This is a genomic window from Pseudomonas chlororaphis (genome assembly GCF_001921865.1).
Classification (GTDB): domain Bacteria; phylum Pseudomonadota; class Gammaproteobacteria; order Pseudomonadales; family Pseudomonadaceae; genus Aquipseudomonas; species Aquipseudomonas chlororaphis_D.
Window position 1 is genome coordinate 486518 of sequence record NZ_MSCT01000009.1, and the last position, 20642, is coordinate 507159.

The following is a 20642-nucleotide window of genomic DNA, read 5'->3' on the forward strand; positions in this document are numbered from 1 at the left end:
CGCTCGGCATTCACAGCGGCGCCGTCGGTGCGTTCCTCTCTCTACCAACTCACAGAGGGAACGCCCGATGAACAACACCGAACTCAGCCACATTATCTTGAGCGACCACTCGCGCATCGAGGCCGCCATCAGCACGGGCGCGGCCTGGGAAGTCTGGTTCCAGGTCGAATTCCTCATGCTGCTGCGCGCGGCCCACCTGGGCGTGGCCCGCGAAGTGCCGTACCCGCCGCCGAACCAGGCCCTGCACCTGGACGTCCTGGCCAGCCAGGGCGTCGAGACCTATGCCATCGAGGTGAAAGTCGAGAGCGCCACCAACGCCGGCAACAAACTGCTGGCGGAAACCCGCAAGGACATCGAGAAGATCACTAAATACACCGAGCCCGTCGAGGCCCGCTGGGTGGTGGCCCTGGCCTACAGCGACGAGGCCAAGCGCACGCTGCGCGGGTTCACGGTGGAGAATAGCGGCCACGCGATCTACCACGAGGCCGGTGCGATCGGCTGCATGATCTACTCGGTTTGACGCGCCCGGGCGCCGGCGGGGCCTGAGCGCCTCCCGGCGCCTGGCGGCGTTCGACAGTGCGCCTCTCAATGAGAGAACAACTGCCGGTCGCCCTGTTTTTGCGAACCCTCGACGTAGTAAGCCGCGAACCAGGCGGGCTGACCCGAGATCACCGTGGGTTTTTTCAGCAACAGTGGCGCTGGCTGCTTCCCCTGGGTCCCATCGGCGGTCGTGAAGGCCTGTTGCATCACACTGCGAAAGTGCAGGTGGTCGAACACCAGCAGGGCCTCGATGGCATAGACCACGGCGATTTTCTGGTCCTCGATCAGGATCAGGTGATCGCCGTTTTTTTCTTCCCCCGAGACCGACAGGTTCGAGGAACCGGTGAAGACCTTGGCGCTCGGCAGGTTGAAATCGGTGACGACAAACTTGTTGTGCACGGAAATCCCGCTGCCGCCCGACCACTCGCTGCGAAACGGTTCCGGCGCGTATTTGGCGAGGTAGGCGAAGTCCACTTCGGCCGAGGTGCCGTCCGGCTTGATGACATCCATGCCCGAGGGCTTGTCGCTCACGCCGTAGTTGAAGACCGGGCGCTTGTACAGGCGGCGGATCGATTCGTACAGGGGCCCGCTGGTGATCTGGTTGAGGAAGGCGATGTTGAACAGCACGCTGCTGTTTGCCTGGTCGATCGCGCCGCCGATCGGGCTGAGCGACAGGTCGCTGTGGTCGTGCGGCGAGAAGCAGAAATGCAGGCGCGGGCCCGGAGCCGTCGCGGTGGCGGTTTCGATAACGTGCCATTTCTGCGCCAGGTCGCTGGCCGCGAAGTGCTTCGGGTCGTTGAAGCCGGCCTCGAAGACTCGACCGAACAGGTCGGCCACCTCGGGGTGCTTGAACAACAGCGCATTGTTGTTCTGCACATAACAGCCGCGGAAACTGAAGTTGGTGGAGCCGCACAGCACCTGGTAGGGCGTGCCGTTGCGCCGGGCGATCAGCACCTTGTGATGCTGCAGGCCGTTGAAATGGCTGCGCCGCACCCGGTCGGCGCCGGCCGAGACCGTCAGGCGGTTGGCGGCCCGGGTCTCGCAACTGTCGGCGGCGGCGTGGTCGCCGGCGTCGTCGATAACGATGCGCAGGCGTTTGTCCAGCTTCTCCAGCCTGGCGAGGATGTCCGGTTCGTTGAGGTCGTAGGCGAAGACATCGAGGGTGGTGTCCGGCTGCTGCAGAACTTCGTCCAGCACCGCGAATATCATCGACACCGCCTCGAAGCCCAGCCATTGGTACATGGCCGTCTCGGTTTTCGGGTGGTCGAGCCCGTCCTTGCTCTTCGACGGAATCAGGCGCTTGCCGTAGACATCGGCCTTGACCCCCGCAGGCACCCGGTCGAGAAAGGCCTGGGAAGAGGTAAAACCGCGGGTGAAGCCGATATCGAGGATGCCCTCGTAGCTGGTGGGGTCGAGGTCGATCGCCAGTTCGATGGTCGTACCGGGCGCCAGCTGGCCGTCGTCGGCCATGTGCATCATCCGCCCCCGGTAGACGAACGTGCCTGGCTCGGCCTCATGGGGGACATGCACCCAGCGAAATTTCTGGAAGGGCGCTTGCAGCGAGGAAAACTTGCGCTGGCCATCGACCGCGTCGTGCGCGGGTGCGTCGTACTCGAAGGCGATGCGGTTGGGCAGGGGCGTGAAGTCTTCGGCGCCGGGAGGCTTGTACTCGAGGGCGAATCCCACCAGGTCCGCGGGCGGTTTCTCCACGTCGAAGCCGATCAGGCACATCCGTTCTCCGCGCCAGAGCTTCATGGTGAAACCGTCGAGCGTCTGGGTGTTGTAGAAGTCGGCCATGGGGGCGCTCCTTGCGCGGGTGGACGAGTCAAGCAGGGGCTGGATGTGTGCAGCGTAGAACAGTGCGGCGGGCGGTGGCGGTTTTAGCCGAGGCCGGGTCGCGGACGCGGGTTGCAATGCGCCCCGAGGCTCTTACTGGAGTGGATCGCCATCGGTGCCTACGCCTGCATGGGCCTGCACATGCGCCACTGGTTCGCCGAACCGCGGGGCAAGAAGATCTTCAACCGCAGCTGCGCGGCGTTGTTGTCGACGGCAGCTTCGGTGTTGCTGCTGGCGCGGCGGGCTTGAGGCGTTCATCGGTGTGTCTGCGCTTGAAGGGATGACAGGCGTGCCTGCCGATTTCAGCAGGCACGCGCACAGGGTCTGATAAGGCAGCGCTCGTTCACAACCGATTCGCGTCGATCACCGCCTGGGCGAACGCTTGCGGATCTTCCTGCGGCAGGTTGTGGCCGATGCCGCCGCTGACCAGGCGGAACTGGTATTGGCCGGTAAAGCGCTGGGCGTAATCCTCGGGGGCGGGGTGAGGGGCGCCGTTGGCGTCGCCTTCCAGGGTGATGGTCGGCACCTTGATGGGCGGCGCCGTGGCCAGTTTGCGTTCCAATGCGGCGTAGCGGCTTTCACCCTGCACCAGCCCCAGGCGCCAGCGGTAGTTGAACACCGTAATGTCCACATGGTCGGGGTTGTCCAGGGCCTTGGCGCTGCGCTCGAAGGTGGCGTCGTCGAATTGCCATTGCGGCGAGGCCAGTTGCCAGATCAGCCTGGCGAAGTCGTGGGTGTTTTTGGCATAGCCGGCGCGGCCGCGCTCGGTAGCGAAATAGAACTGGTACCACCACTGCAACTCGGCCTTGGGCGGCAGTGGGTTCTGCCCGGCCGCCTGGTTGCCGATCAGGTAGCCGCTGACCGCGACCAGCGCCTTGACCCGTTCCGGCCACAGCGCCGCGACGATATCCGCCGAGCGCGCGCCCCAGTCGTAACCGCCGAGCACCGCCTGCTTGATCCGCAAGGCATCCATGAAATCGATGACATCGCTGGCCAGCGCGGCGGGCTGGCCGTTGCGCGGAGTCTTCGCCGAGAGGAAGCGCGTGTCGCCGTAACCCCGCGCGTAGGGCATCAGCACCCGGTAGCCCTTGGCTGCCAGCAGGGGCGCGACCTCGTCATAACTGTGGATGTCGTACGGCCAGCCGTGCAGCAGGATCACCACTGACCCGTTGGCGGGACCGGTCTCGGCGTAGGCCACGTCCAGCAGCCCGGCCTTGACATGCTTCAGCGGGCCGAACGGCGAGGGCGCCGCATGCGTGGTGGCCGCGCTGCTTGCTTCCGGCTGCGCCGCCACGGGCGTTTGCGCCTGGGCTACGCCGAGGACGCCGAACAGAGCGAACGCCAGGATTTTGCCGGTGGCGGGGTTGCGCAATGTGGTCTTCATGCTGATCTCTCCATTGGATGCAGGGCAGGGGACCTGGGTGGCCCGCTGCAATCGTGGGAGCATTTGAAGGCCGTGAAGTATCTGGGGTGTGTCGAAGAGCGGGGCGGGCGCAAGCGCATGTACCGGGCATTCACGTAGATACATGGCGATACAGGGTCGGGACGCGATGCGCTTGGTCGTGCGGGGACGACAGGTGGTACGTCTTTAATATTAAGTGTTATGTTATTACGTTTAATAAAGGAGGCCCCATCTTGAGACACCATTCACCGTTGCTGGCAGGACTTACGCTCGGATTGTTCGGACAACCGCTTTCAGCTACGGAAACGTTGATGCTGGATGAACTCTCGATCACCGACTCCTACGTCGAGGAGCGCGCCGAAGGCCCGGTGCGCGGCTACCGTGCGACTCGTTCGGCCACGGCCACGCGCACCGACACGGATATCCGCGACACCCCGCAGAGCATCGATGTGGTGCCCGCCCAGGTGATCAAGGATCTGAATGCCACGCGCATCGATCGCGCCCTGGACTTCGCCGGTGGCGTCTTGCGACAGAACAATTTCGGCGGCCTGACCTTCCTCAATTACAGCGTGCGCGGCTTCACCACCGGCGAGCTGTACAAGAACGGCTTCGCCATCAACCGCGGCAGCTACAGCGCGCCGGATACGTCCAGCATCGAACGTATCGAAGTGCTCAAGGGGCCTGCCGCCAGTCTTTACGGTCGCGGCGATCCGGGGGGGCTGGTCAATATCGTCACTAAACGCCCCCAGGCCGAAGCCTTCACCCACCTGAACCTCAGCGCCGGGACCTGGGACCGCTATCGCGGCAGTCTGGACGCCAACGCCCCGCTCGACAGCGAGGGCAACCTGCTGTCGCGGATCAACCTGGCGGTCGAGGACAACGGCAGCTTTCGCGACCATGTCGACAGCGAACGGCGTATCGTCAGTCCATCGTTGGCCTGGCAGATTTCGCCGGACAGCCGGCTACTGCTGGACGCCGAGTTTTCTCGCACCGAATCGGTGTTCGACCGCGGCATTCCAGCGGTCAATGGCGAGATGGGCGCGGTCAAGCGCTCGACGTTCATCGGCGAGCCTGATGACGGCAGGATCCGCAACGACAACCAGACGCTGGACCTGGCGTTCGAGCACTACCTGAACGACGACTGGAAACTGCGGCTGGCCAACCATTACACCCAGGGCACGCTCAAGGGCGCGAGTTCTGAGCCCCAGGTGCTGACCGGGTCGGTCATCAGCCGTTTTTACCGGGAACGGAATTTCGAGTGGAACGACTCGATCAGCCAGGCCGAGTTGCACGGGAACTTCCAGTGGGCGGGCTGGCGGCATCAGACGCTGATAGGGATGGAGTACGAGAATTATCGCAACAGCCAGAAGTATCCGCAGAGCGCCACGCTGACCCGCTATGGCCTGGACATCTACCAGCCCGTATACGGCCAGGCCAAGCCGGCCCTGACCCGGGCCAACGATTTCCACGAGCACACCGAGAGCTACGCGCTCAACCTGCAGGACCAGATTGCCTTCACCGACCGTCTGCGGGGGCTGGTCGGGGTGCGCCTGGAACGCGTGGAGCAAACCTCGCAAAACCGCGGCGCGGGGCTCAGCGACCGCCAGGAAAAGGACGTCGCCACTCCACGCATCGGCGTGCTTTATCAGTTGACCCCGCAGGTCGGCGTATTCGCCAATGCCTCCACCTCGTTCAAGCCCAACACCATGGGTACCCAGGGCCAGGTGTACAAGCCGGAAAAGGGCCTGGGCTACGAGAGCGGCCTGAAACTCGATCTGTTGGACAGCCGCATCGGCGCTACTGTTGCCTTGTTCCACATCGACAAGGAAAACGTCATCACCACCGATGCCTTCGGTGACAGCGTCGCCGCCGGCAAGGCCCGTAGCCAGGGGCTGGACCTGCAGTTCAGCGGTCAGGTCAGCGACGCCCTGCGCGTGATCGGTGCCTATGCCTACATCGACGCCGAGGTGACCAAGGGCGACGCCGCGCTCCCCAAGGGTAGCGACCTGTTGGGCATTCCTCGCAACAGTGGCAGCCTGATGGCCGTATACGAATTCCAGAACGGCGCGCTCAAGGGCTCGGACGTGGGGGCGGCGGTGAGCTATATCGGCGAGCGCTCGGGCCAGGCCGGCAGCGATTTCACCTTGCCTTCTTACAGCACCGTCGACCTGCTGGCCCATTACAAGGCCAGCGAGCAGGTCACGGTCGGGCTGAACTTCAACAACGTCTTCGACCGCAAGTACTACGAACGCTCCTACAACAAGGCCTGGGTCATGCCCGGCGAGCCGCGCAACCTCAGCGTCAGCCTGTCCCTCAACCTCTGAACGAAAGGATTCACCATGCATTCGTCATCGACAATCGCCAGCCTGCTGGCGCTGTTCATTTGTACCCAGGCCGGCGCCCATGGCCTGTGGACCGAAGAACGCCGCGGCAACATCGAGGTGGTGTACGGCCATGGCGCCGAGGACAGCGCCTTCGCGGCCGAGAAGGTCAAGCGTGCCTGGGCCTATGACGCGGCGGGCAAGATGATCCCCGTGACCCTCCAGCGCCTGGCCGACCATGCCCGCTTGCAACCGCTCAAGCCGCCGGCGGTGGTGGCGGTGGTGCTGGACAACGGCCCCTGGTCGCAGACGCCGGACCAGCGCTGGGTCAATCAGGACCGCACCCAGGTCAAGAACGCCGTCGCCTCGACCCACAGCTTCAAATACAGCCTGGCGATCTACCAGGCGGGCGCGCGCCTGCCGAAGCTGGATCAGCTGCGCCTGGCGATCATCCCGCAGAGCGACCCGCTCAAGGTCGGCCCCGGCAAGGAACTGGAAGTGCAGGTGCTGGTGGACGGCAAGCCCGCCGCCGATATCGAACTCTGCGGTGACTACCGGGGCGCGCCCCATGAAGTGAGCGGCAAGACCGACAAGGACGGCCGCGCCCGTATCCGGGTACGCAACGAGGGCCTTAACGTCATCAGCGCCCAGGCCACCCTGCCCATGCCCAAGGATGCGCCGGTGGAGCGCCAGAGTCTGTTCGGCTCGCTGACGTTCCTTGGCGAACCGCACCACGAGTGAGGCCTGGCGCCGAGCGCGGTGCCCTTGGGATTGGGGCCTCGCGCCGCTTCGGCGGCGCAGCCGCCCGTGCGCGCCGTCGAAGCTCGGTGGTCCAGGCAACGTGGCACTCGCACGCAAAAAATCGCCGCGATAACCGCCGCTTTGTAGGGAAATCGTAAGGCCGGTCACGCGCGTCTGGATCGGTTTTGGCGGAATGCCTTATGGTCGGCCGATCATTTTTTCCCAGAGAGCTGCCCGGATGATCGCCATACGCGAGATCGACGCAACCAACTGCCTGGATGTCTGCGAGCTGACGTCCAACAAGGATGGCGTCGGCACTGTTTTCGAGGCGTTTGTGTGCTGCAACGCGACCTCCCTGGTCGAGTCGAGGTTTTTCCCGGGGTTTGAGCCGCGGGCCCTGTATCGGGACGCCGAGCTGATCGGTTTTTTCATGTACCAGGCGCTGCCCTCGGCGCCGGGGGAAGTCGAGTTGTGCCGCTACATGCTCGACCACAAGTTCCTCGGCCAGGGGTTGGGCAGGTTGTCGTTCGAGGCCATGCTCGCCTACTTCAAGGGGCAGGGGGCGAAGGGGGTGACCCTGATGATCGAAGAGGCCAACGCCGTGGCGAAAAACCTGTACCTCTCCTTTGGCTTCGCCTTCACCGGGAAAATTCTCAAGGACGAGCATTACTACCATCTCGACCTGGATCGTTATCCGGGCTAGCCCCCCTGCGCCAGCCTGTCAGCCGGGTTGGGCCGCCAGGCTGTTACTGACGTTGCGTCCCAGCACCAGTACGGTGACAAAACCGCAGCCCACCAACGCCGTGGCCAGGCTCAGCAGTACCGAGCTGCCCAGCTGGTCGACGATCCGCCCGCCGAAGAACGAGCCCAACGCAATGATCACCTGGAACAAGGCGACGAACAGCGGCATGCCGCGCTCGACGTCCTTGGGCGCCACGACGAACATCCAGATACTGGCGCAGGCCGGGAAGGCGCCGAAGGCGAAGCCCCAGAGCGCGATCAGCATCGCCGCGCCCGTCATGCCGGTGGCGAAGTAGGGGAACAGGGCCGTGCTGGTGCCGATCAGCAGCGCGACCAGCAACAGGGTGTGGCGCACGCTGCGGTTGGCGGCGAAACCGGCGAAGATATTGCCCACGACCCCGGCCACGCCGTACAGCAGCAGGAATGAGCCAATGGTCGGCCCGTCGAAGCCGGCGCTCTGTTTGAAGAAGGGGGCGACATAGGTGTACGCGGCAAAGTGCGCCAGGCCGATCAGCAACACGGCGATCAGGCCCACCCGGGCTTGTGGGTTGATGAACAAGGCCGGCAGGTCACTGATGCGAATGGCCTTGTCCGGGGCAAGCCGCGGCAGCAGGAAAATCTGCGCCAGCAGCACCGGTATGCCCAGCAGCGCGGTGACCAGGAAGGTCATGCGCCAGCCCATCAGGCCGCTCAGCCACGTGCCGACGGGCACGCCGAGGACGGTGGCCAGTGTCACGCCCATCATGATGATTGAGGTGGCCTTCGCCACGCCGACCCCTTTGGGGGCCAGGCGGCCGCTCAGGGCAATCGCGGTCGCCCAGAAACCGCCGATGCTGATGCCCAGCAGCACGCGGCCGAACAGCAGCAGGCTGAAGTCGCTGGCGTAGGCCACGACCGAGTTGGCGATGATCATGATCAGCGTCAGGCCGATCAGCAGATAGCGCCGGTCCAGGGCGCCGATGCCCACGGACAGCAAGGGCGCGGCGAGGGCGGCCATGATGCCGGGCAGGGTCACCATCAGGCCGGCGTGGCCTGCGGTGATGCCCAGGTCGCTGGCGACATCGTTGAGCACGCCCACCGGGAGAAACTCACTGGTCACCAGGGCGAAGGCACCCACGGCGACCGAGAGAATGGCCAGCCACTGTTGCTTGACGCTCTGTTGACTGTGTTCGAGGAGGCCGCGGGGGGCCTGGCTTGCGCTTGACATGGTGGTGGATTCCAGGGGGGATGTCGCCCGAGGCAGACGGGGGAGCGGGGGAAAATTCGAGGCGATTATAGAAGTCGGTTTTGCCCAGCCGACAGGCGAGCCGCTCGATAATAATCATCAATGCCATCGATTGAACGCTCTAGACAGGCTATCGGCGATGGGGCGGCCGTAGCCGGTTCGGCAAGGGGCATGCCTGTCCCTCCGATCGGAGCGAGAGGCGTGGACGCGCCGTCCCGGGCGCGCCCTTCGAGCTCCTCAGCGCACACTCCACGACACCCCGACATACATCGCCATGCCTTCCCCGGGCGTGGAACGCGCCGCGTCCAGGCCTTTGTCGTCGTAGCCCGGGGTGACGGTGGCGGCGTAGCGCTTGTCGGTCAGGTTGCGCAGGTCCAGCCAGGTTTGCCAGTCGCCCTTGGGGGGGTTGTAGCCCAGGGTGGCGCCGAACAGCGCGTAGGGATCGGCGTAGTAGCTGTTGGCGTAGTCCACCGCGACCTTGGACACCAACTGGGTGTTGAGCGCGGCGAAGAAACCCTGGGGCCAGTCGTAGCGCAGCTCGCCCTGGTAGTAGTGCATGGGCAGGCCCGACAGGCGGTTGTCGCCGAAGCGCTCGTCGTCGCGGTAGTGGAAGTCGCTGAAGGTGTAGCTCTGGCGCAGGCTCAGGCGGCCGCCGTCGGGCCGCGTCCAGAGGTCGCTGTGCAGGCTGGCTTCCACGCCCTGGTGCACGGTGGGGCTGGCGTTGAGCTCGTAGGGCGTGGTGGCGCTGGCGTCGGGCAAGACCGAGAGCAGTTCGTGGCGCACCTGGGCGTAGTACCAGGCCAAGCTCCATTGCCCCAGCGCGCTGTCGCCGCGGCCGCCGAGTTCCAGGGTGGTGGCGGTCTGGTTGCGCAGTTCGATCGGCTCGCGCTGGGCGCCGGTGGCGACGCCGCTGCCGGCCGGAAAGCGAAGGTTGGAGCTGTAGATCAGCGACCAGGGGTGCGGTGCCTCGACCGAGCGGCTGAGGTTGGCGAACAGTTGCAGATCGGGTGTCAGCTGGTAGCGCAGGCCCAGGCGCGGGGCGTAGTCCCAGTCGCCGAGGCTGGTCTTGCCGCCGCCTTCGGGGTAGGTCACGGCGCTTTCGCGGCGGGTGTAGAGGGCGGCCAGGCCCGTGGTCAGCCACAGGTCGTCGGCGATCTCCAGGTCGTTGCCCAGGTGCAGCACCGTGTCCGAGCCCTGGTAGGTGAAATCGCGGATCCGCGTGCCCGGCGCGTAGCCGGCGGTATTGCCGGTGGGAATTCGCACGAACTCGCTGGCGCCGGCGTTGGGCAGGTGCCGGGTGGTCCGCAGGCCCAGGGTGCTGCGGCTTTCCAGGCCCCAGAGGGTGTCGCGGCGCTTGTAGTCGAAGGTGGCGCTGACGTCGCTGTAGGCCACCTTCAGGCGGTTGGGGCCTTCGCGCAGGTCCATGGGGTAGTCGTGGTAGGCCAGGCCGGTCTGGATGCTCGAATCGTCGTCGAGGTACCAGGTGGTCTTGTTGCCGATAAAGGTGCTGCCCGGCTGGTCGCGGCGGTCGTCCCGCGTCACGTAGGCGGGGTTGGCCGCCCGTGGGTCGTGTTCGATGGCGCCTTTGGTCACGCGCCCGGCGAGGTCGTTGTCGGTCTGCCGGTGGCGAATGTAGAAGCGGGTTTCCAGGTTGGGGTTGAAGCGATAACCGAAGTTGGCGATCACCCCCTGGCTCTCACTGGCGCTGTGATCCTGGTAGCCATCGGAGCGGGCGTCGGTCAGCGCCAGGTAGTAGTCGAAGTCGCCCAGCACCTGGCCGGAGCTGACCTGGCGTTGCTGGTAGCCGTGGCTGCCGGTGGCGTAGCGCACCTGCAACTTTGCCGCGTCGTAGCCGGTGTGGCTGATGTAGTCGACGGCGCCGCCCAGGGCCAGGGCGCCGCGGTCGAAACCGTTGGCGCCGCGCAGCACTTCCACGCGGTCGAGCCACAGCGGCTCCAGCAACTCATAGGGCGTGCCGCCCGGGCCGGTCAGCGGCAGGCCGTCGAGCATGGCGTACAGCCCTGAGGCGTGGGCCCCCGGCGCGCGGTTGAGGCCCGAGCCGCGGATCGAAATCTTCACCCCTTCGTTGCCCGCCGACTGGGCATAGACCCCCGGCTGATAGGCCAGCACATCCTGGTTGCTGGCCACGCGGCCCTGCAACGGGCGGCGCAGGTCGACCACGTTGGTGCCGCCGGGCACCTGGGCCAGCCGCGCCTCGGCGTCCGCGATCGCGGCGTCTTCGCCGCTGCGTTCCTCGGCGCCGATCAGCACCTGCCCCAGTTCCAGGCCCTGGGCCATGGCCGGACAGACAAGGGCCAGGCCCAGCAGCGCGCGGGGCAGGGATGGGGGCGAGGGCATCGGGGCAACTCCAGACAGAAGGAAACGGGCGGTAAGGGACAGGCGGCGAGAACTGCGACGTATGAAAGAACGAAGGAAACACATGGCGATTTGGATCTTTTTTGCCCGGCGGTCCGCGCAAGCCAGGGAGGCGCCGCGCTGTGGGCGGGAGACGAGCGATCCGCCGATATTGTGTTGCAAAGCAGGCAAAGAAAACTGACTCTGCTTAGCTCTCGTCCAGGGCCCGAGGTTGCGCACCCGGTCGCTCTTTTCGTCAACACCCTTCATTAAGGTGCTTTCATGCTGCTTGCCCGCTGGCTGCCCGGCCTGGCCAATCTCCTGCACTACCGCCGCGAATGGTTCAGGTACGACCTGCAGGCGGGGTTGTCGGTGGCGGCCGTGCAGATCCCGATCGCCATCGCCTACGCGCAGATCGTCGGCCTGCCGCCCCAGTACGGCCTGTATGCCTGTGTCTTGCCGATGATGGTCTATGCGCTGGTGGGCAGCTCCCGGCAGTTGATGGTCGGGCCGGACGCGGCCACCTGCGCCATGGTCGCCGGGGCGATCGCGCCGCTGGCCCTGGGCGACCCCGAGCGCCTGGCGCAGTTGGCCGTGATCGTCACGGTGCTGGTCGGCCTGATGCTGATCGGCGCCGGCATCGCCCGGGCGGGGTTCATTGCCAGCTTCTTCTCGCGGCCGATCCTGATCGGCTACTTGAACGGCATCGGCCTGAGCCTGTTGGCCGGGCAACTGGGCAAGGTGCTGGGCTACACGATCGAAGGCGACGGCTTCATTCTCAGCCTGCTGAACATGCTGCGACGGCTGGGCGAAACCCATCTGCCGACCCTGGCCATCGGGGCGGGCTCCCTGGCGCTGCTGATCTGGCTCTCGCGGCGTTTCCAGCGGCTGCCCGCGGCACTGGTCACGGTGGTGGTCGCGACCCTGTGCGTCGCCGTGTTCGGCCTGGATCGTTTCGGGGTCTCGGTGCTGGGCCCGATCCCGTCGGGCATACCGCGCCTGAGCTGGCCCGAGACCAACCTGGGCGAACTGAAAAGCCTGCTGCGCGATGCGCTGGGTATCGCCACCGTGAGCTTTTGCAGCGCGATGCTGACCGCCCGCAGCTTCGCCGCGCGCAACGGTTACACGATCAACGCCAACCATGAGTTCCTGGCGCTGGGGGTGTCGAATATCGCCGCCGGGGTCTCCAGCGGGTTCGCCATCAGCGGCGCCGATTCGCGCACCGCGGTCAACAGCATGGTGGGCGGCAAGAGCCAGCTGGTGGGGATTATCGCCGCCCTGGTGATCGCCCTGATCCTGCTGTTCTTCACCGCGCCCATGGCCTGGATTCCCCAGGCGGCGCTGGGCGCGGTGCTGTTGATGGCCGGCTGGGGCCTGATCGACTTCAAGTCGCTGAAGGTCATCCGCACGCTCAGCCGCTTCGAGTTCTGGCTGTGCGTGCTGACCACCCTCGGCGTGCTCGGCGTAGGGGTGCTGCCGGGCATCATCATCGCCGTGCTGCTGGCGATCCTGCGGTTGCTCAAGAGCATCTACCAGCCCACCGACGCGGTGCTGGGCTGGGTGCGCGGGATCGAAGGCCAGGTGGATATCAGCCAATACCCCGAGGCCCGCACCTTGTCGGGGCTGGTGGTGTACCGCTTCGACGATGCGATCCTGTTTTTCAACGCCGACTACTTCAAGGCGCGCCTGCTGGAAGCGGTGGACCGCGATCCCGAACCCCGTGCCGTCTTGTTCGTCGCCGAGGCGGTGACGTCGATCGACGTCAGCGGCATCGTGGCCCTGCGGGAAGTGCGCGACACCCTGCTGGCCCGCGGGATAACGCTGAGCATTGCCCGGGCCCACGGCACCTTCCTGCGGATGCTGGTGCGCTCGGGCCTGGCCCGCGAGCTGGAGCAGAAGCTGTTGTTTTCCTCGGTGCGCGCCGGCATCCGCGCGTACCGGATCTGGCGCAATCAGGTACAGCGCGAGGCGCTGAAAACCCAGGGCCGGGACGCCGCCAGCACGCCGCAAGGCTGAGCGCGGCCCCCGGTTCGACTGACGAGGAGGTACACGATGGAGCGATTCACCGGCGGTTGCCTGTGTGGCAAGGTGCGTTTCGTGGCGACGGGGCGGCCGTACCGGGTCGGCCTGTGCCATTGCCTCGATTGCCGCAAGCACCATGGCGCGCTGTTCCACGCCTCGGCGATCTTTCCCCGGGACGCGGTGACGGTCGAGGGCGAAACCCGCGACTACGCCGGGCGGTTTTTCTGCCCGGAGTGCGGCTCGTCGGTGTTCGGCCGCAGCGGCGACGAAGTCGAGGTCAACCTGGGTTCCCTGGATGCGCCGGACCAGTTGCGGCCGACCTACGAACTCTGGACGGTGCGCCGCGAGTCCTGGCTGCCGGCATTGCCCCTGCTCAAGCACTACGCGCGCGATCGCGAGGGGCCGGGGCGTTTCGAGGAGTAGGCGCGCCTCGACAAAAAACTCGACGGCCTCCAGCGGATTGGGCAGTCTGGTGGGCCAGCGCCAGTCGTGCGATCCGTGCCCTGGCCCTATCGACCTGCAGCAGACGGACCCCTCCATGAACCTTGCCACCCTGGTGCTGTTTCTCCCGGCCTGCTTCGCCCTGAACATGGCGCCCGGGCCGAACAATCTGCTGTCGGTCAGGAACGCCACGACCTATGGCTTTCGCGCCTCCTGCCTGGCGGGCAGCGGGCGGCTGGTAGCGTTTGCGCTGATGATCGCCCTGGCCGCGACCGGGCTGGCGGTGGTGCTGCAAGCCTCGGCGTTGCTGTTCTACGGGATCAAGCTGCTGGGCGCCGGCTACCTGCTGTACCTGGCGTACCAGCTGTGGACCGCGGCCCCCCAGGTCGCGACCGACAAACAGAGCGCCCCGCTGGGCCCGCTTGCCCTGGCCCGACAGGAGTTCCTGGTGGCCATCGGCAACCCCAAAGCCATCCTGATCTTCACCGCCTTCCTGCCGCAGTTCGTCGATCCTCAGGCGCCGGTTCCCCCGCAGTTCCTGGTGCTCGGCGCGCTGTTCCTGGCCCTGGAGTGGATCGCCATCAGCGCCTACGCCTACATGGGCCTGCACATGCGCCGCTGGTTCGCCGAGCCGCGGGGCAAGCAGCTGTTCAACCGCTGCTGCGCGGCGTTGCTGGCGGCGGCCGCTTCGGTGTTGTTGCTGGCGCGGCGGGCCTGACCCCGGGGCGCCAGGCGGCCCGGGCATTGTCCGGGGCAAACGGGCCTCGACAGCTGCGCTAGCCCGAACGGCGGTTTATGATCGCGAACTGTCGTCCATCACTGCGAGCACGCTCATGCCTTCTGCCCTGGACCTTCCCGAAATCCGCGCCGGCGTCGTTGAATTCCCTGTCTGGCACGCACGCGGTGGTACGTCCACCGGCCTGATCCTGGCGCGCGAAACCCTGCCTGAGGACCCGGCGCTGGTCGAGGAGTTGCTGCGCCACCTGATGGGCGTGCCGCTTGCCGGGAGTTGCCGGGCAATAACCAGATCACCGGGCTGGGGCGCGGCGGGCCCACCAGCAACAAGGTGTTTATCGTCGAGCGGCGCCCCAGCGAGTCGCGCATGGTCAGCACCCTGGCGCAACTGGCGGCGGGCAAGAGCGCGATCGACTGGAGCGTGAACTGCGGCAACATGTCGGCGGCCTTGCCTTTGTATGCCCTGGAGCGCGGCTGGCTGGACCCGCTCGAGGACCACCCGCAGATCGAAATCTTCAACAGCAATACCCAGACCACGATGCACGCGCGCCTGGGCGTGCAGGGCGGTCGCTTGCTGAGCGACACGCGCATTCCCGGGGTCAACGGCGTGTTTCCCGGGGTCGACCTGTTTCTCAGCGATCCGGTGGGGGCCAAGACCGGCCAGCTGTTTCCCACCGGGCAGCGCATCGACCTGCTGCACGGCGTGCGCGCCACGTGCCTCGATGTGGCGGTGCCGATGGTCATCGTCCAGGCCGCGGACCTGGGCAAGACCGGCCAGGAAACCCCGGCGCAACTGGACGCCGACCCCGTGTTCAAGGCACGCCTGCTGGGCCTGATGGTCGAGGGCGGGTTGCGCATGCAACTGCGCGACCGCAGCGGCGCCTTGATGAGCGTGGAGCAATTGCAGCGCAGCGAAACCGTGCCGAAGATCTGCATCGTCAGCCCGGCCCAGGGCGCGGGCGATATCAGTACCCGTTATTTCACCCCGCAGAACGCCCACCCTTCGCTGGCGGTGTCCGGCGGTTGCTGCCTGGCCGCCGCCTGCCTGGCGCAAGGCACGGTGGCCCACGAACTGCTCAAGGCGCCGAGGCCCCTGAGCGCCGCGACCACGGAATACCCGGTGTCGATCGAAAACCCCGCGGGCCTGTTGGACACCCTGATCACCGCGCGCGAGGAGGGCGCCTCGATCCGCATCGACGCGGCGGCCTACCGGCGCAGCGCGCAGATCCTGCTCAAGGGCGTGGTGCCGCTGTACAACGCCTCGGCGGCCTTGTTCGAGGCGCTGCAAGGGCGGGCCTGAGCCCGCGCCTTCGTCAGCCCTGTTGCGCGCGGTATTCGCTGGGGGCGACCCCGAACTCGCGGCGAAAGGCGCGGCTGAAGGCCGCCTCGGACGCGTACCCCAGTTGCTCGGCGATCTGCGAGATGCGCAGGCTTGAGGAGCGCAGGCGCTGCCCCGCCAGTTGCATGCGCCAGTGCATCAGGTAGCGCATCGGCGATTGGCCCACCAGGCGGGTGAAGCGTTGCGCCAGGTTCGAGCGCGAATGCTTGACCAGGGCGGCCAGGCGCTCGACGCTCCAGGCCGCGCCCGGGTCGGCATGCAGCAGCGCCAGGGCCTGGCCGATCGACGGGTCGCGCAGGGCCGCGATCCAGCCGCTGATCCCTTGCGGGGCGTGGGCCAGCCAGTGGCGCACGGCCCAGATGAACATCAGGTCGATGATCCGCGACAGCATGATCGCACTGCCGATCGAGGGGTTGTGCATCTCCTTGCCCATGGCCGCCACGGTCAGCGCCAGCCATTCGCGGGAGCCGATCGGATCGGGCCCGCGCTCTTCCCCGCAACTGACATGCAGCCGTTGCGGCAGGCCCTGGATCAACGCCTGGCCGCCCATGCCCGCGAAGCGGAAGAGGCCGCTGGTGATGCGCGGCGGGGTGTCGGGGTGGGCGTCGACGGGGCTTTCCAACTGGTGGCCCTGGCCGTGGGGGATGAACAGAATGTCTCCCGGCGCCAGGGCCAGGGTTTCGCTGTCGCCGTTGAACCTGAACCGGCAGCCGGCGTCGCGAATCACATGGAAGCAGGCGCTGCCGCCGGCCCGCTGCAAACGCTGGCCAGGTTGCAGCAGCGTCTCGCCCAGCAGCTCGCCATGCATCCGCGCGATGCTGAACACTTCGAAAAACACATCGGCGGCCGGGTGCCGGAGGTCGGCGGGCGAGGGCGGGAGGCTCAGGTGTCTGGGCACAGTCTTCGGATGTTCGGTCATGGTCGGTCGGTACCGTCCCTTCGATAATGAGCGCACCCGAGCATAATCCAGCACGGCGCAAGGCGTCTCCTGCCTTGTCGAAGAGCCACCTGCGCCGCATGCCAGGGCCCGACAGCACCGCCGCCGACGGCGCGCGGTCTTTATCCAAGCAGAGGATCCAAGGTCATGAGTGAGCAACCTACGATTGTGTTGGTGCACGGTTTCTGGGGCGGCGCGGCGCATTGGAGCAAGGTGATCGTCGAGCTGACCCGCAAGGGCTACGGCGCCATCCGCGCGGTGGAAATGCCGCTGACGTCGCTGGCCGACGACGCCGAACGTACCCGCAAGATGATTGCCCAGGTCGATGGCCCGGTGTTGCTGGTGGGGCATTCCTATGGCGGCGCGGTGATTACCGAGGCGGGCGACCAGCCCAATGTCGTCGGGCTGGTGTACATCGCGGCCTTCGCCCCGGACGCCGGCGAAAGCCCGGGCGGCATCACCCAGCAGCAACTGCCCGCGGCCGCGGCCAACCTCGAGCCGGACAGCGACGGTTACCTGTGGGTCAAGCCGCAGGCGTTCCATGAGAGCTTCTGCCAGGACTTGAGCGTCGACGAAGCGCTGGTCATGGCGGTGACCCAGAAGGCCCCGCTGGCCAGCACCTTCGGCGACAACATCAGTGCCCCGGCCTGGAAAAAGAAGCCGTCCTGGTACCAGATCTCCAGCGAAGACCACATGATCCACCCGAGCAACCAGCAGAAGATGGCTGCCCGGCTCCAGCCGCAAAAGACCATCACCCTGGCCTGTTCCCATGCCTCGCTGGCCTCGCGGGCGGCGGAAGTCGCGGCCTTTATCGACGAAGCCGCGAGCGCGGCGCTCAAGGGCTGACAGCGTCGTACCCCGGGCGCCGCCTGCCGGCGGGGCCCGGTTTCACAGGTTCAGGTCGACCCAGACCGCCGCGTGGTCGGACCCTGCGTTTTCCTTCTTGTCCAGCTCCGGGTAGACGTCCCAGCGCTTGGGCTTGCTGCCCGGCCACATGCCCTTGCGCCAGACCCCGCCGGCGGTGACGGTCGCGAACAGCGCGGGCGACAGCAACAGGTAGTCGATCTTGTTCGCCGCCTTGCACGAATCGAAGGTGCCGGGAAAACCGCCGTCGTCGAACGCCGCGTGGGTAAAGGCGTCCTTGAGGTCGGTGCCTTGCAGCAGCGGCGCCAGCGGCGCGCTGTCGGGGGTGTCGTTGAAGTCGCCGACCACCGCGATATAGGCCTCGCCCTGGGCCACCAGCGCTTGATAGATGGCCTTGATCCGTTCGGCCTGGGCCTGGCGTTTTTGCGCCGAGGCCGCGAGGCTGCCGAAGCCTTTGCTCTTGAGGTGGTTGACCAGCACCAGCAGCTGCTTGCCGCTGGGCAAGGGGATCTGGAACTGCGCGCAATCGCGGGAAAAGATCAGCTCGCCATTGGCCCCGGCGTCGTCGACATGGCTGCGCATCTGGCCGATGGGGTAACCCTCGGCGGTCATCAGGCCGACATCGATGCCCCGCGCATCGTTGCCGTCGATCAGCATCACGTGCTTGAACAGCGGCCCGCCCAGGCCGCCGACGATTTCATCGTTGAAGTCGCGCAGGGCCGGACGGCTTTCCGCCTCGACCACCGCGAGCACGTCGGCTTTGAGGTCGATCATCACCCGCGCGGTATTGCGCATGGCTTCCAGGTCCACCGGCGCTTCGATCAGGTCCAGCGAGCCGACCCATTCGGTGCGGCCGTTGGCGACGACCTCCAGGCCGCCGGCCTTGGGCCGCTTGACCAGGCTGCCCTTGTTCTGGCGCAAGATCACAAAGGGGGCGCGATCGGATTTTTCCAGCCCCAGGTCAATCAGCAGCTTGACCATCTGGACCTTGTCCTGGGCCGTGTAGAGAGGCTCGCCCAGCAGTTGGTTGAGCCGGGCGAAGCTTTCCAGCACCGGCTTGCCCTCGGCCCAGCCCTCCAGGTTCATGGCCTTGGCGCGGTTGAACAGGTTTTCGACGTTATAGGTGGCAAGTCTCATCGTTCTCTTCCTTTGAGTGGGGTGGACGTCACCCCTGATTACAGCCGATAAAAATGACCGAATGCCGACAGGCCCAAACCTCGCCGACCATTGGCAGGTGCGTCGGTCGCCGGGGTTTGCCTGCGCCGCGGGACAGCTGCCAGACTGGCCGTCCTTGCACCTTTCGCGGAGTTTTCATGGCGGGTTCCTTCTTGCCGCTGTCGCCGCCGTCCCTGTCGACGCCGCATCTGGGCGTCGCCCTGCGGCGCTGGCGCCTGTTGCATCGGGTCAAGCAGCAGCACGCGGCGCAGTTGTTCAATGTCGCCCAGTCGACCATTTCCCGTTGGGAAAGCGGCGCCCAGGCCATGGAGCCGCCCGAGCAGGCGCGGCTCGAACAATTGCTGGCGGCGCGTTTGCACGCCGGCGCCGATCAGGCCCTGGCCCGGCTGGTCAATGACAGCCCGCGAGCGGTGCACCTGGTGTGCGACCTGACCCATCGCCTGCTGGCGTGCTCGCCCGCGCGGGCGGCGCAGTTCAGCGTGCCCCTCGGCGACTTGCTCGGCACCTCGCTGTGGGGCTTTTCCACGGCCGAGATCGTCAGCCAGGAAGCGCTGCTGGACACGATCGGCTGGCGCAGCGTGCTGGCGCCGCCGTCCCTGGAGTTCGTCAGCGGCGCCAACGATTCGACCCTGGTGCCGATCCGCCAGAGCGTCTGCCGCTGGACCCGCCTGACCCTGTCCGACGGCACCGCGGCGCGCCTGGTGGAAACCCTCTGAGGCGCGGCGCGCATATTTTATCCGTGGACCGCTGGCGAGCCGCTGCTAACCTAGACCCTCCACAGGCTGCCGGCTGCACGGTCGCGCCGGTGCCGGGCAATGGGAAACAGCGTAATGACTGACGAAATCCTCAAGGGCAAACTGGCGTTCCTGCGCGAAGCGGAACAACTCAAGGACGTGCTGCGCAGCGCCCACACCTCCAGCGGCCGCCAGGAAAGCACCGCCGAACACAGCTGGCGCCTGTGCCTGATGGTGCTGGTCTTCGAGCAGGAACTGGCCGGGCTGGACCTGCAAAAGCTGCTCAAGCTCTGCGTCATCCATGACCTGGGCGAGGCGATCCACGGCGATATCCCCGCGGTCAGCCAGGCGGCCCATCCGCACAAGAGCGAGCAGGAGCGCGCGGACCTGCTGCAACTGACCCGCTCCCTGGAACCCTCGTTGCGCGACAGCCTGCTCGGGCTGTGGGAGGAGTATGAAGCGGCCGCCACGCCGGAGGCCCGCGCGGTCAAGGCGCTGGACAAGCTGGAAACCCTGCTGCAACACAACCAGGGGCGGAACCCGGAAAACTTCGACTACGGTTTCAACTTGGGTTACGGTCGCCGCTACACCAGCGCCACGCCGTTGTTCCAGACACTGCGCGAGCTGGTCGACGAAGACACCCGGCGCCATCTCGGGCAGCAGGCGACAGAGGCCTGAACCCGGCGAGGACCGGTGCTCCACCCATTGCAATGAGGCCTTATGACTATTCACATCCGCAGCGAACGCCCCGACGACATCCCCGCCATCGAAGCCGTGACCCGCGAAGCGTTCCTTACCGAGGTCCACTCGAGCCACACCGAGCATTACATCGTCAACGCCCTGCGCGAGGCTGGCGCGCTCAGCCTGTCGTTGGTCGCCGAGCGCGACGGCGCGGTGGTCGGCCATGCCTCTGTCTCTCCGGTCACCCTGAGCCAGGGCGAAAGCGGCTGGTATGGCCTGGCGCCGGTCTCGGTGCTGCCGGCCTTTCAGGGGCAAGGCATCGGCTCGCGGCTGATCCGCCAACTGCTGGCGCAGCTCCAGGCCCTGGGCGCGGCGGGGTGCGTGGTACTGGGCGAACCGGGTTATTACGCTCGTTTCGGTTTCCAGGTCCGCGACGGGCTGACCCTGCCCGAGGTGCCGGCGGAGTACTTCCAGGCGCTGTCGTTCGGCGGCGCCTGGCCTCGGGGCGAGGTCAGCTTCCATCAAGGGTTTGCCGCCCAGGGCTGAACGGTC

17 protein-coding genes and 2 pseudogenes are annotated in these 20642 nt (G+C 66.4%); 13 read left to right on the plus strand and 6 right to left on the minus strand.

The features are described 5' to 3' along the window. Positions 1-67: 67 nt before the first annotated feature. The gene (locus BTN82_RS12230) at positions 68-520 is read left to right on the plus strand and encodes a hypothetical protein (RefSeq protein ID WP_075119370.1); all 453 of its coding nucleotides are present in this window, start codon (positions 68-70) and stop codon (positions 518-520) included. A gap of 65 nt (positions 521-585) precedes the next feature. Here BTN82_RS12230 and BTN82_RS12235 read toward each other — a convergent pair whose 3' ends face one another. Beyond that, positions 586-2337: a phospholipase D-like domain-containing protein gene (locus BTN82_RS12235; protein ID WP_075119371.1), complete on the minus strand. Its 1752-nt coding sequence runs from the start codon at positions 2335-2337 to the stop codon at positions 586-588. 129 nt (positions 2338-2466) lie between these two features. On the opposite strand from BTN82_RS12235, the pseudogene BTN82_RS12240 reads away from it, so the two are divergent. Continuing rightward, a pseudogene (locus BTN82_RS12240) lies at positions 2467-2625 on the plus strand (LysE family translocator); the annotation flags it as partial. A 94-nt stretch (positions 2626-2719) separates the two neighbouring features. On the opposite strand, the gene BTN82_RS12245 reads toward BTN82_RS12240, so the two are convergent. Further along, positions 2720-3760, minus strand: a complete 1041-nt coding sequence (locus BTN82_RS12245) for an alpha/beta fold hydrolase (RefSeq protein ID WP_075119372.1) — start codon at positions 3758-3760, stop codon at positions 2720-2722. A 329-nt stretch (positions 3761-4089) separates the two neighbouring features. Here BTN82_RS12245 and BTN82_RS12250 point away from each other — a divergent pair, with 329 nt between their 5' ends. From BTN82_RS12250 to BTN82_RS12260, 3 genes are all read left to right on the plus strand, one after another. Next, positions 4090-6102 (plus strand): TonB-dependent siderophore receptor, encoded by a 2013-nt coding sequence (locus BTN82_RS12250; RefSeq protein WP_081375448.1) that lies wholly within the window; start codon positions 4090-4092, stop codon positions 6100-6102. A gap of 15 nt (positions 6103-6117) precedes the next feature. Beyond that, positions 6118-6840: a DUF4198 domain-containing protein gene (locus BTN82_RS12255; protein ID WP_075119373.1), complete on the plus strand. Its 723-nt coding sequence runs from the start codon at positions 6118-6120 to the stop codon at positions 6838-6840. A gap of 238 nt (positions 6841-7078) precedes the next feature. Beyond that, a complete protein-coding gene (locus tag BTN82_RS12260; RefSeq protein WP_075119374.1) occupies positions 7079-7543 on the plus strand; it encodes a GNAT family N-acetyltransferase in 465 nt (154 codons plus the stop codon). Positions 7544-7561: 18 nt separating this feature from the next. On the opposite strand, the gene BTN82_RS12265 is transcribed toward BTN82_RS12260, so the two are convergent. Further along, positions 7562-8788 (minus strand): MFS transporter, encoded by a 1227-nt coding sequence (locus BTN82_RS12265; RefSeq protein ID WP_075119375.1) that lies wholly within the window; start codon positions 8786-8788, stop codon positions 7562-7564. Positions 8789-9043: 255 nt separating this feature from the next. After that, positions 9044-11164, minus strand: coding sequence for a TonB-dependent receptor family protein (locus BTN82_RS12270; protein WP_075119376.1), 2121 nt, complete (start codon positions 11162-11164; stop codon positions 9044-9046). A 279-nt stretch (positions 11165-11443) separates the two neighbouring features. Here BTN82_RS12270 and BTN82_RS12275 point away from each other — a divergent pair, with 279 nt between their 5' ends. The 4 genes and pseudogenes from BTN82_RS12275 (at position 11444) to BTN82_RS12290 (ending at position 15659) form a co-directional block, all read left to right on the plus strand. Further along, positions 11444-13177 carry a SulP family inorganic anion transporter gene (locus BTN82_RS12275; protein ID WP_075119377.1) on the plus strand — a complete coding sequence of 578 codons (1734 nt, stop codon included), beginning with the start codon at positions 11444-11446 and terminating at the stop codon, positions 13175-13177. A 36-nt stretch (positions 13178-13213) separates the two neighbouring features. Continuing rightward, positions 13214-13606, plus strand: a complete 393-nt coding sequence (locus BTN82_RS12280) for a GFA family protein (RefSeq protein ID WP_075119378.1) — start codon at positions 13214-13216, stop codon at positions 13604-13606. A 115-nt stretch (positions 13607-13721) separates the two neighbouring features. Next, positions 13722-14342: a LysE family translocator gene (locus BTN82_RS12285; protein ID WP_075119379.1), complete on the plus strand. Its 621-nt coding sequence runs from the start codon at positions 13722-13724 to the stop codon at positions 14340-14342. 115 nt (positions 14343-14457) lie between these two features. Continuing rightward, positions 14458-15659, plus strand: a pseudogene (locus BTN82_RS12290) (PrpF domain-containing protein). A 13-nt stretch (positions 15660-15672) separates the two neighbouring features. Here BTN82_RS12290 and BTN82_RS12295 read toward each other — a convergent pair. Then, positions 15673-16617 carry a helix-turn-helix transcriptional regulator gene (locus BTN82_RS12295; RefSeq protein ID WP_075119380.1) on the minus strand — a complete coding sequence of 315 codons (945 nt, stop codon included), beginning with the start codon at positions 16615-16617 and terminating at the stop codon, positions 15673-15675. A 165-nt stretch (positions 16618-16782) separates the two neighbouring features. Between BTN82_RS12295 and BTN82_RS12300 the strand changes: the two genes are divergently transcribed. Continuing rightward, positions 16783-17481: an alpha/beta hydrolase gene (locus BTN82_RS12300; protein ID WP_075119381.1), complete on the plus strand. Its 699-nt coding sequence runs from the start codon at positions 16783-16785 to the stop codon at positions 17479-17481. Positions 17482-17523: 42 nt separating this feature from the next. Here the strand turns inward: BTN82_RS12300 and BTN82_RS12305 are convergent, their stop codons facing one another. After that, entirely contained in the window at positions 17524-18636 is a 1113-nt protein-coding gene (locus tag BTN82_RS12305) for an endonuclease/exonuclease/phosphatase family protein (RefSeq protein WP_075119382.1), read from the minus strand. Positions 18637-18812: 176 nt separating this feature from the next. Here BTN82_RS12305 and BTN82_RS12310 point away from each other — a divergent pair, with 176 nt between their 5' ends. The 3 genes from BTN82_RS12310 (at position 18813) to BTN82_RS12320 (ending at position 20636) form a co-directional block, all read left to right on the plus strand. Continuing rightward, complete coding sequence (locus tag BTN82_RS12310) at positions 18813-19391, plus strand: helix-turn-helix domain-containing protein (RefSeq protein WP_075119383.1); 579 nt, start codon at positions 18813-18815, stop codon at positions 19389-19391. Positions 19392-19505: 114 nt separating this feature from the next. After that, the gene (locus BTN82_RS12315; RefSeq protein WP_075119384.1) at positions 19506-20087 is read left to right on the plus strand and encodes an HD domain-containing protein; all 582 of its coding nucleotides are present in this window, start codon (positions 19506-19508) and stop codon (positions 20085-20087) included. A 42-nt stretch (positions 20088-20129) separates the two neighbouring features. Next, positions 20130-20636, plus strand: coding sequence for a GNAT family N-acetyltransferase (locus BTN82_RS12320; RefSeq protein WP_075119385.1), 507 nt, complete (start codon positions 20130-20132; stop codon positions 20634-20636). The last annotated feature ends 6 nt before the right edge of the window (positions 20637-20642 follow it).

Excerpts from the sequence above, each read along its gene's own strand:
- BTN82_RS12260 (WP_075119374.1), top strand. The coding sequence starts at position 7,079 with ATGATCGCCATACGCGAGATCGACGCAACCAACTGCCTGGATGTCTGC.
- BTN82_RS12230 (WP_075119370.1), top strand. The coding sequence starts at position 68 with ATGAACAACACCGAACTCAGCCACATTATCTTGAGCGACCACTCGCGC.
- BTN82_RS12245 (WP_075119372.1), bottom strand. The coding sequence starts at position 3,760 with ATGAAGACCACATTGCGCAACCCCGCCACCGGCAAAATCCTGGCGTTC.
- BTN82_RS12295 (WP_075119380.1), bottom strand. The coding sequence starts at position 16,617 with ATGACCGAACATCCGAAGACTGTGCCCAGACACCTGAGCCTCCCGCCC.
- BTN82_RS12305 (WP_075119382.1), bottom strand. The coding sequence starts at position 18,636 with ATGAGACTTGCCACCTATAACGTCGAAAACCTGTTCAACCGCGCCAAG.
- BTN82_RS12285 (WP_075119379.1), top strand. The coding sequence starts at position 13,722 with ATGAACCTTGCCACCCTGGTGCTGTTTCTCCCGGCCTGCTTCGCCCTG.
- BTN82_RS12275 (WP_075119377.1), top strand. The coding sequence starts at position 11,444 with ATGCTGCTTGCCCGCTGGCTGCCCGGCCTGGCCAATCTCCTGCACTAC.
- BTN82_RS12235 (WP_075119371.1), bottom strand. The coding sequence starts at position 2,337 with ATGGCCGACTTCTACAACACCCAGACGCTCGACGGTTTCACCATGAAG.
- BTN82_RS12280 (WP_075119378.1), top strand. The coding sequence starts at position 13,214 with ATGGAGCGATTCACCGGCGGTTGCCTGTGTGGCAAGGTGCGTTTCGTG.
- BTN82_RS12270 (WP_075119376.1), bottom strand. The coding sequence starts at position 11,164 with ATGCCCTCGCCCCCATCCCTGCCCCGCGCGCTGCTGGGCCTGGCCCTT.
- BTN82_RS12300 (WP_075119381.1), top strand. The coding sequence starts at position 16,783 with ATGAGTGAGCAACCTACGATTGTGTTGGTGCACGGTTTCTGGGGCGGC.
- BTN82_RS12310 (WP_075119383.1), top strand. The coding sequence starts at position 18,813 with ATGGCGGGTTCCTTCTTGCCGCTGTCGCCGCCGTCCCTGTCGACGCCG.
- BTN82_RS12255 (WP_075119373.1), top strand. The coding sequence starts at position 6,118 with ATGCATTCGTCATCGACAATCGCCAGCCTGCTGGCGCTGTTCATTTGT.
- BTN82_RS12320 (WP_075119385.1), top strand. The coding sequence starts at position 20,130 with ATGACTATTCACATCCGCAGCGAACGCCCCGACGACATCCCCGCCATC.
- BTN82_RS12250 (WP_081375448.1), top strand. The coding sequence starts at position 4,090 with ATGCTGGATGAACTCTCGATCACCGACTCCTACGTCGAGGAGCGCGCC.
- BTN82_RS12265 (WP_075119375.1), bottom strand. The coding sequence starts at position 8,788 with ATGTCAAGCGCAAGCCAGGCCCCCCGCGGCCTCCTCGAACACAGTCAA.
- BTN82_RS12315 (WP_075119384.1), top strand. The coding sequence starts at position 19,506 with ATGACTGACGAAATCCTCAAGGGCAAACTGGCGTTCCTGCGCGAAGCG.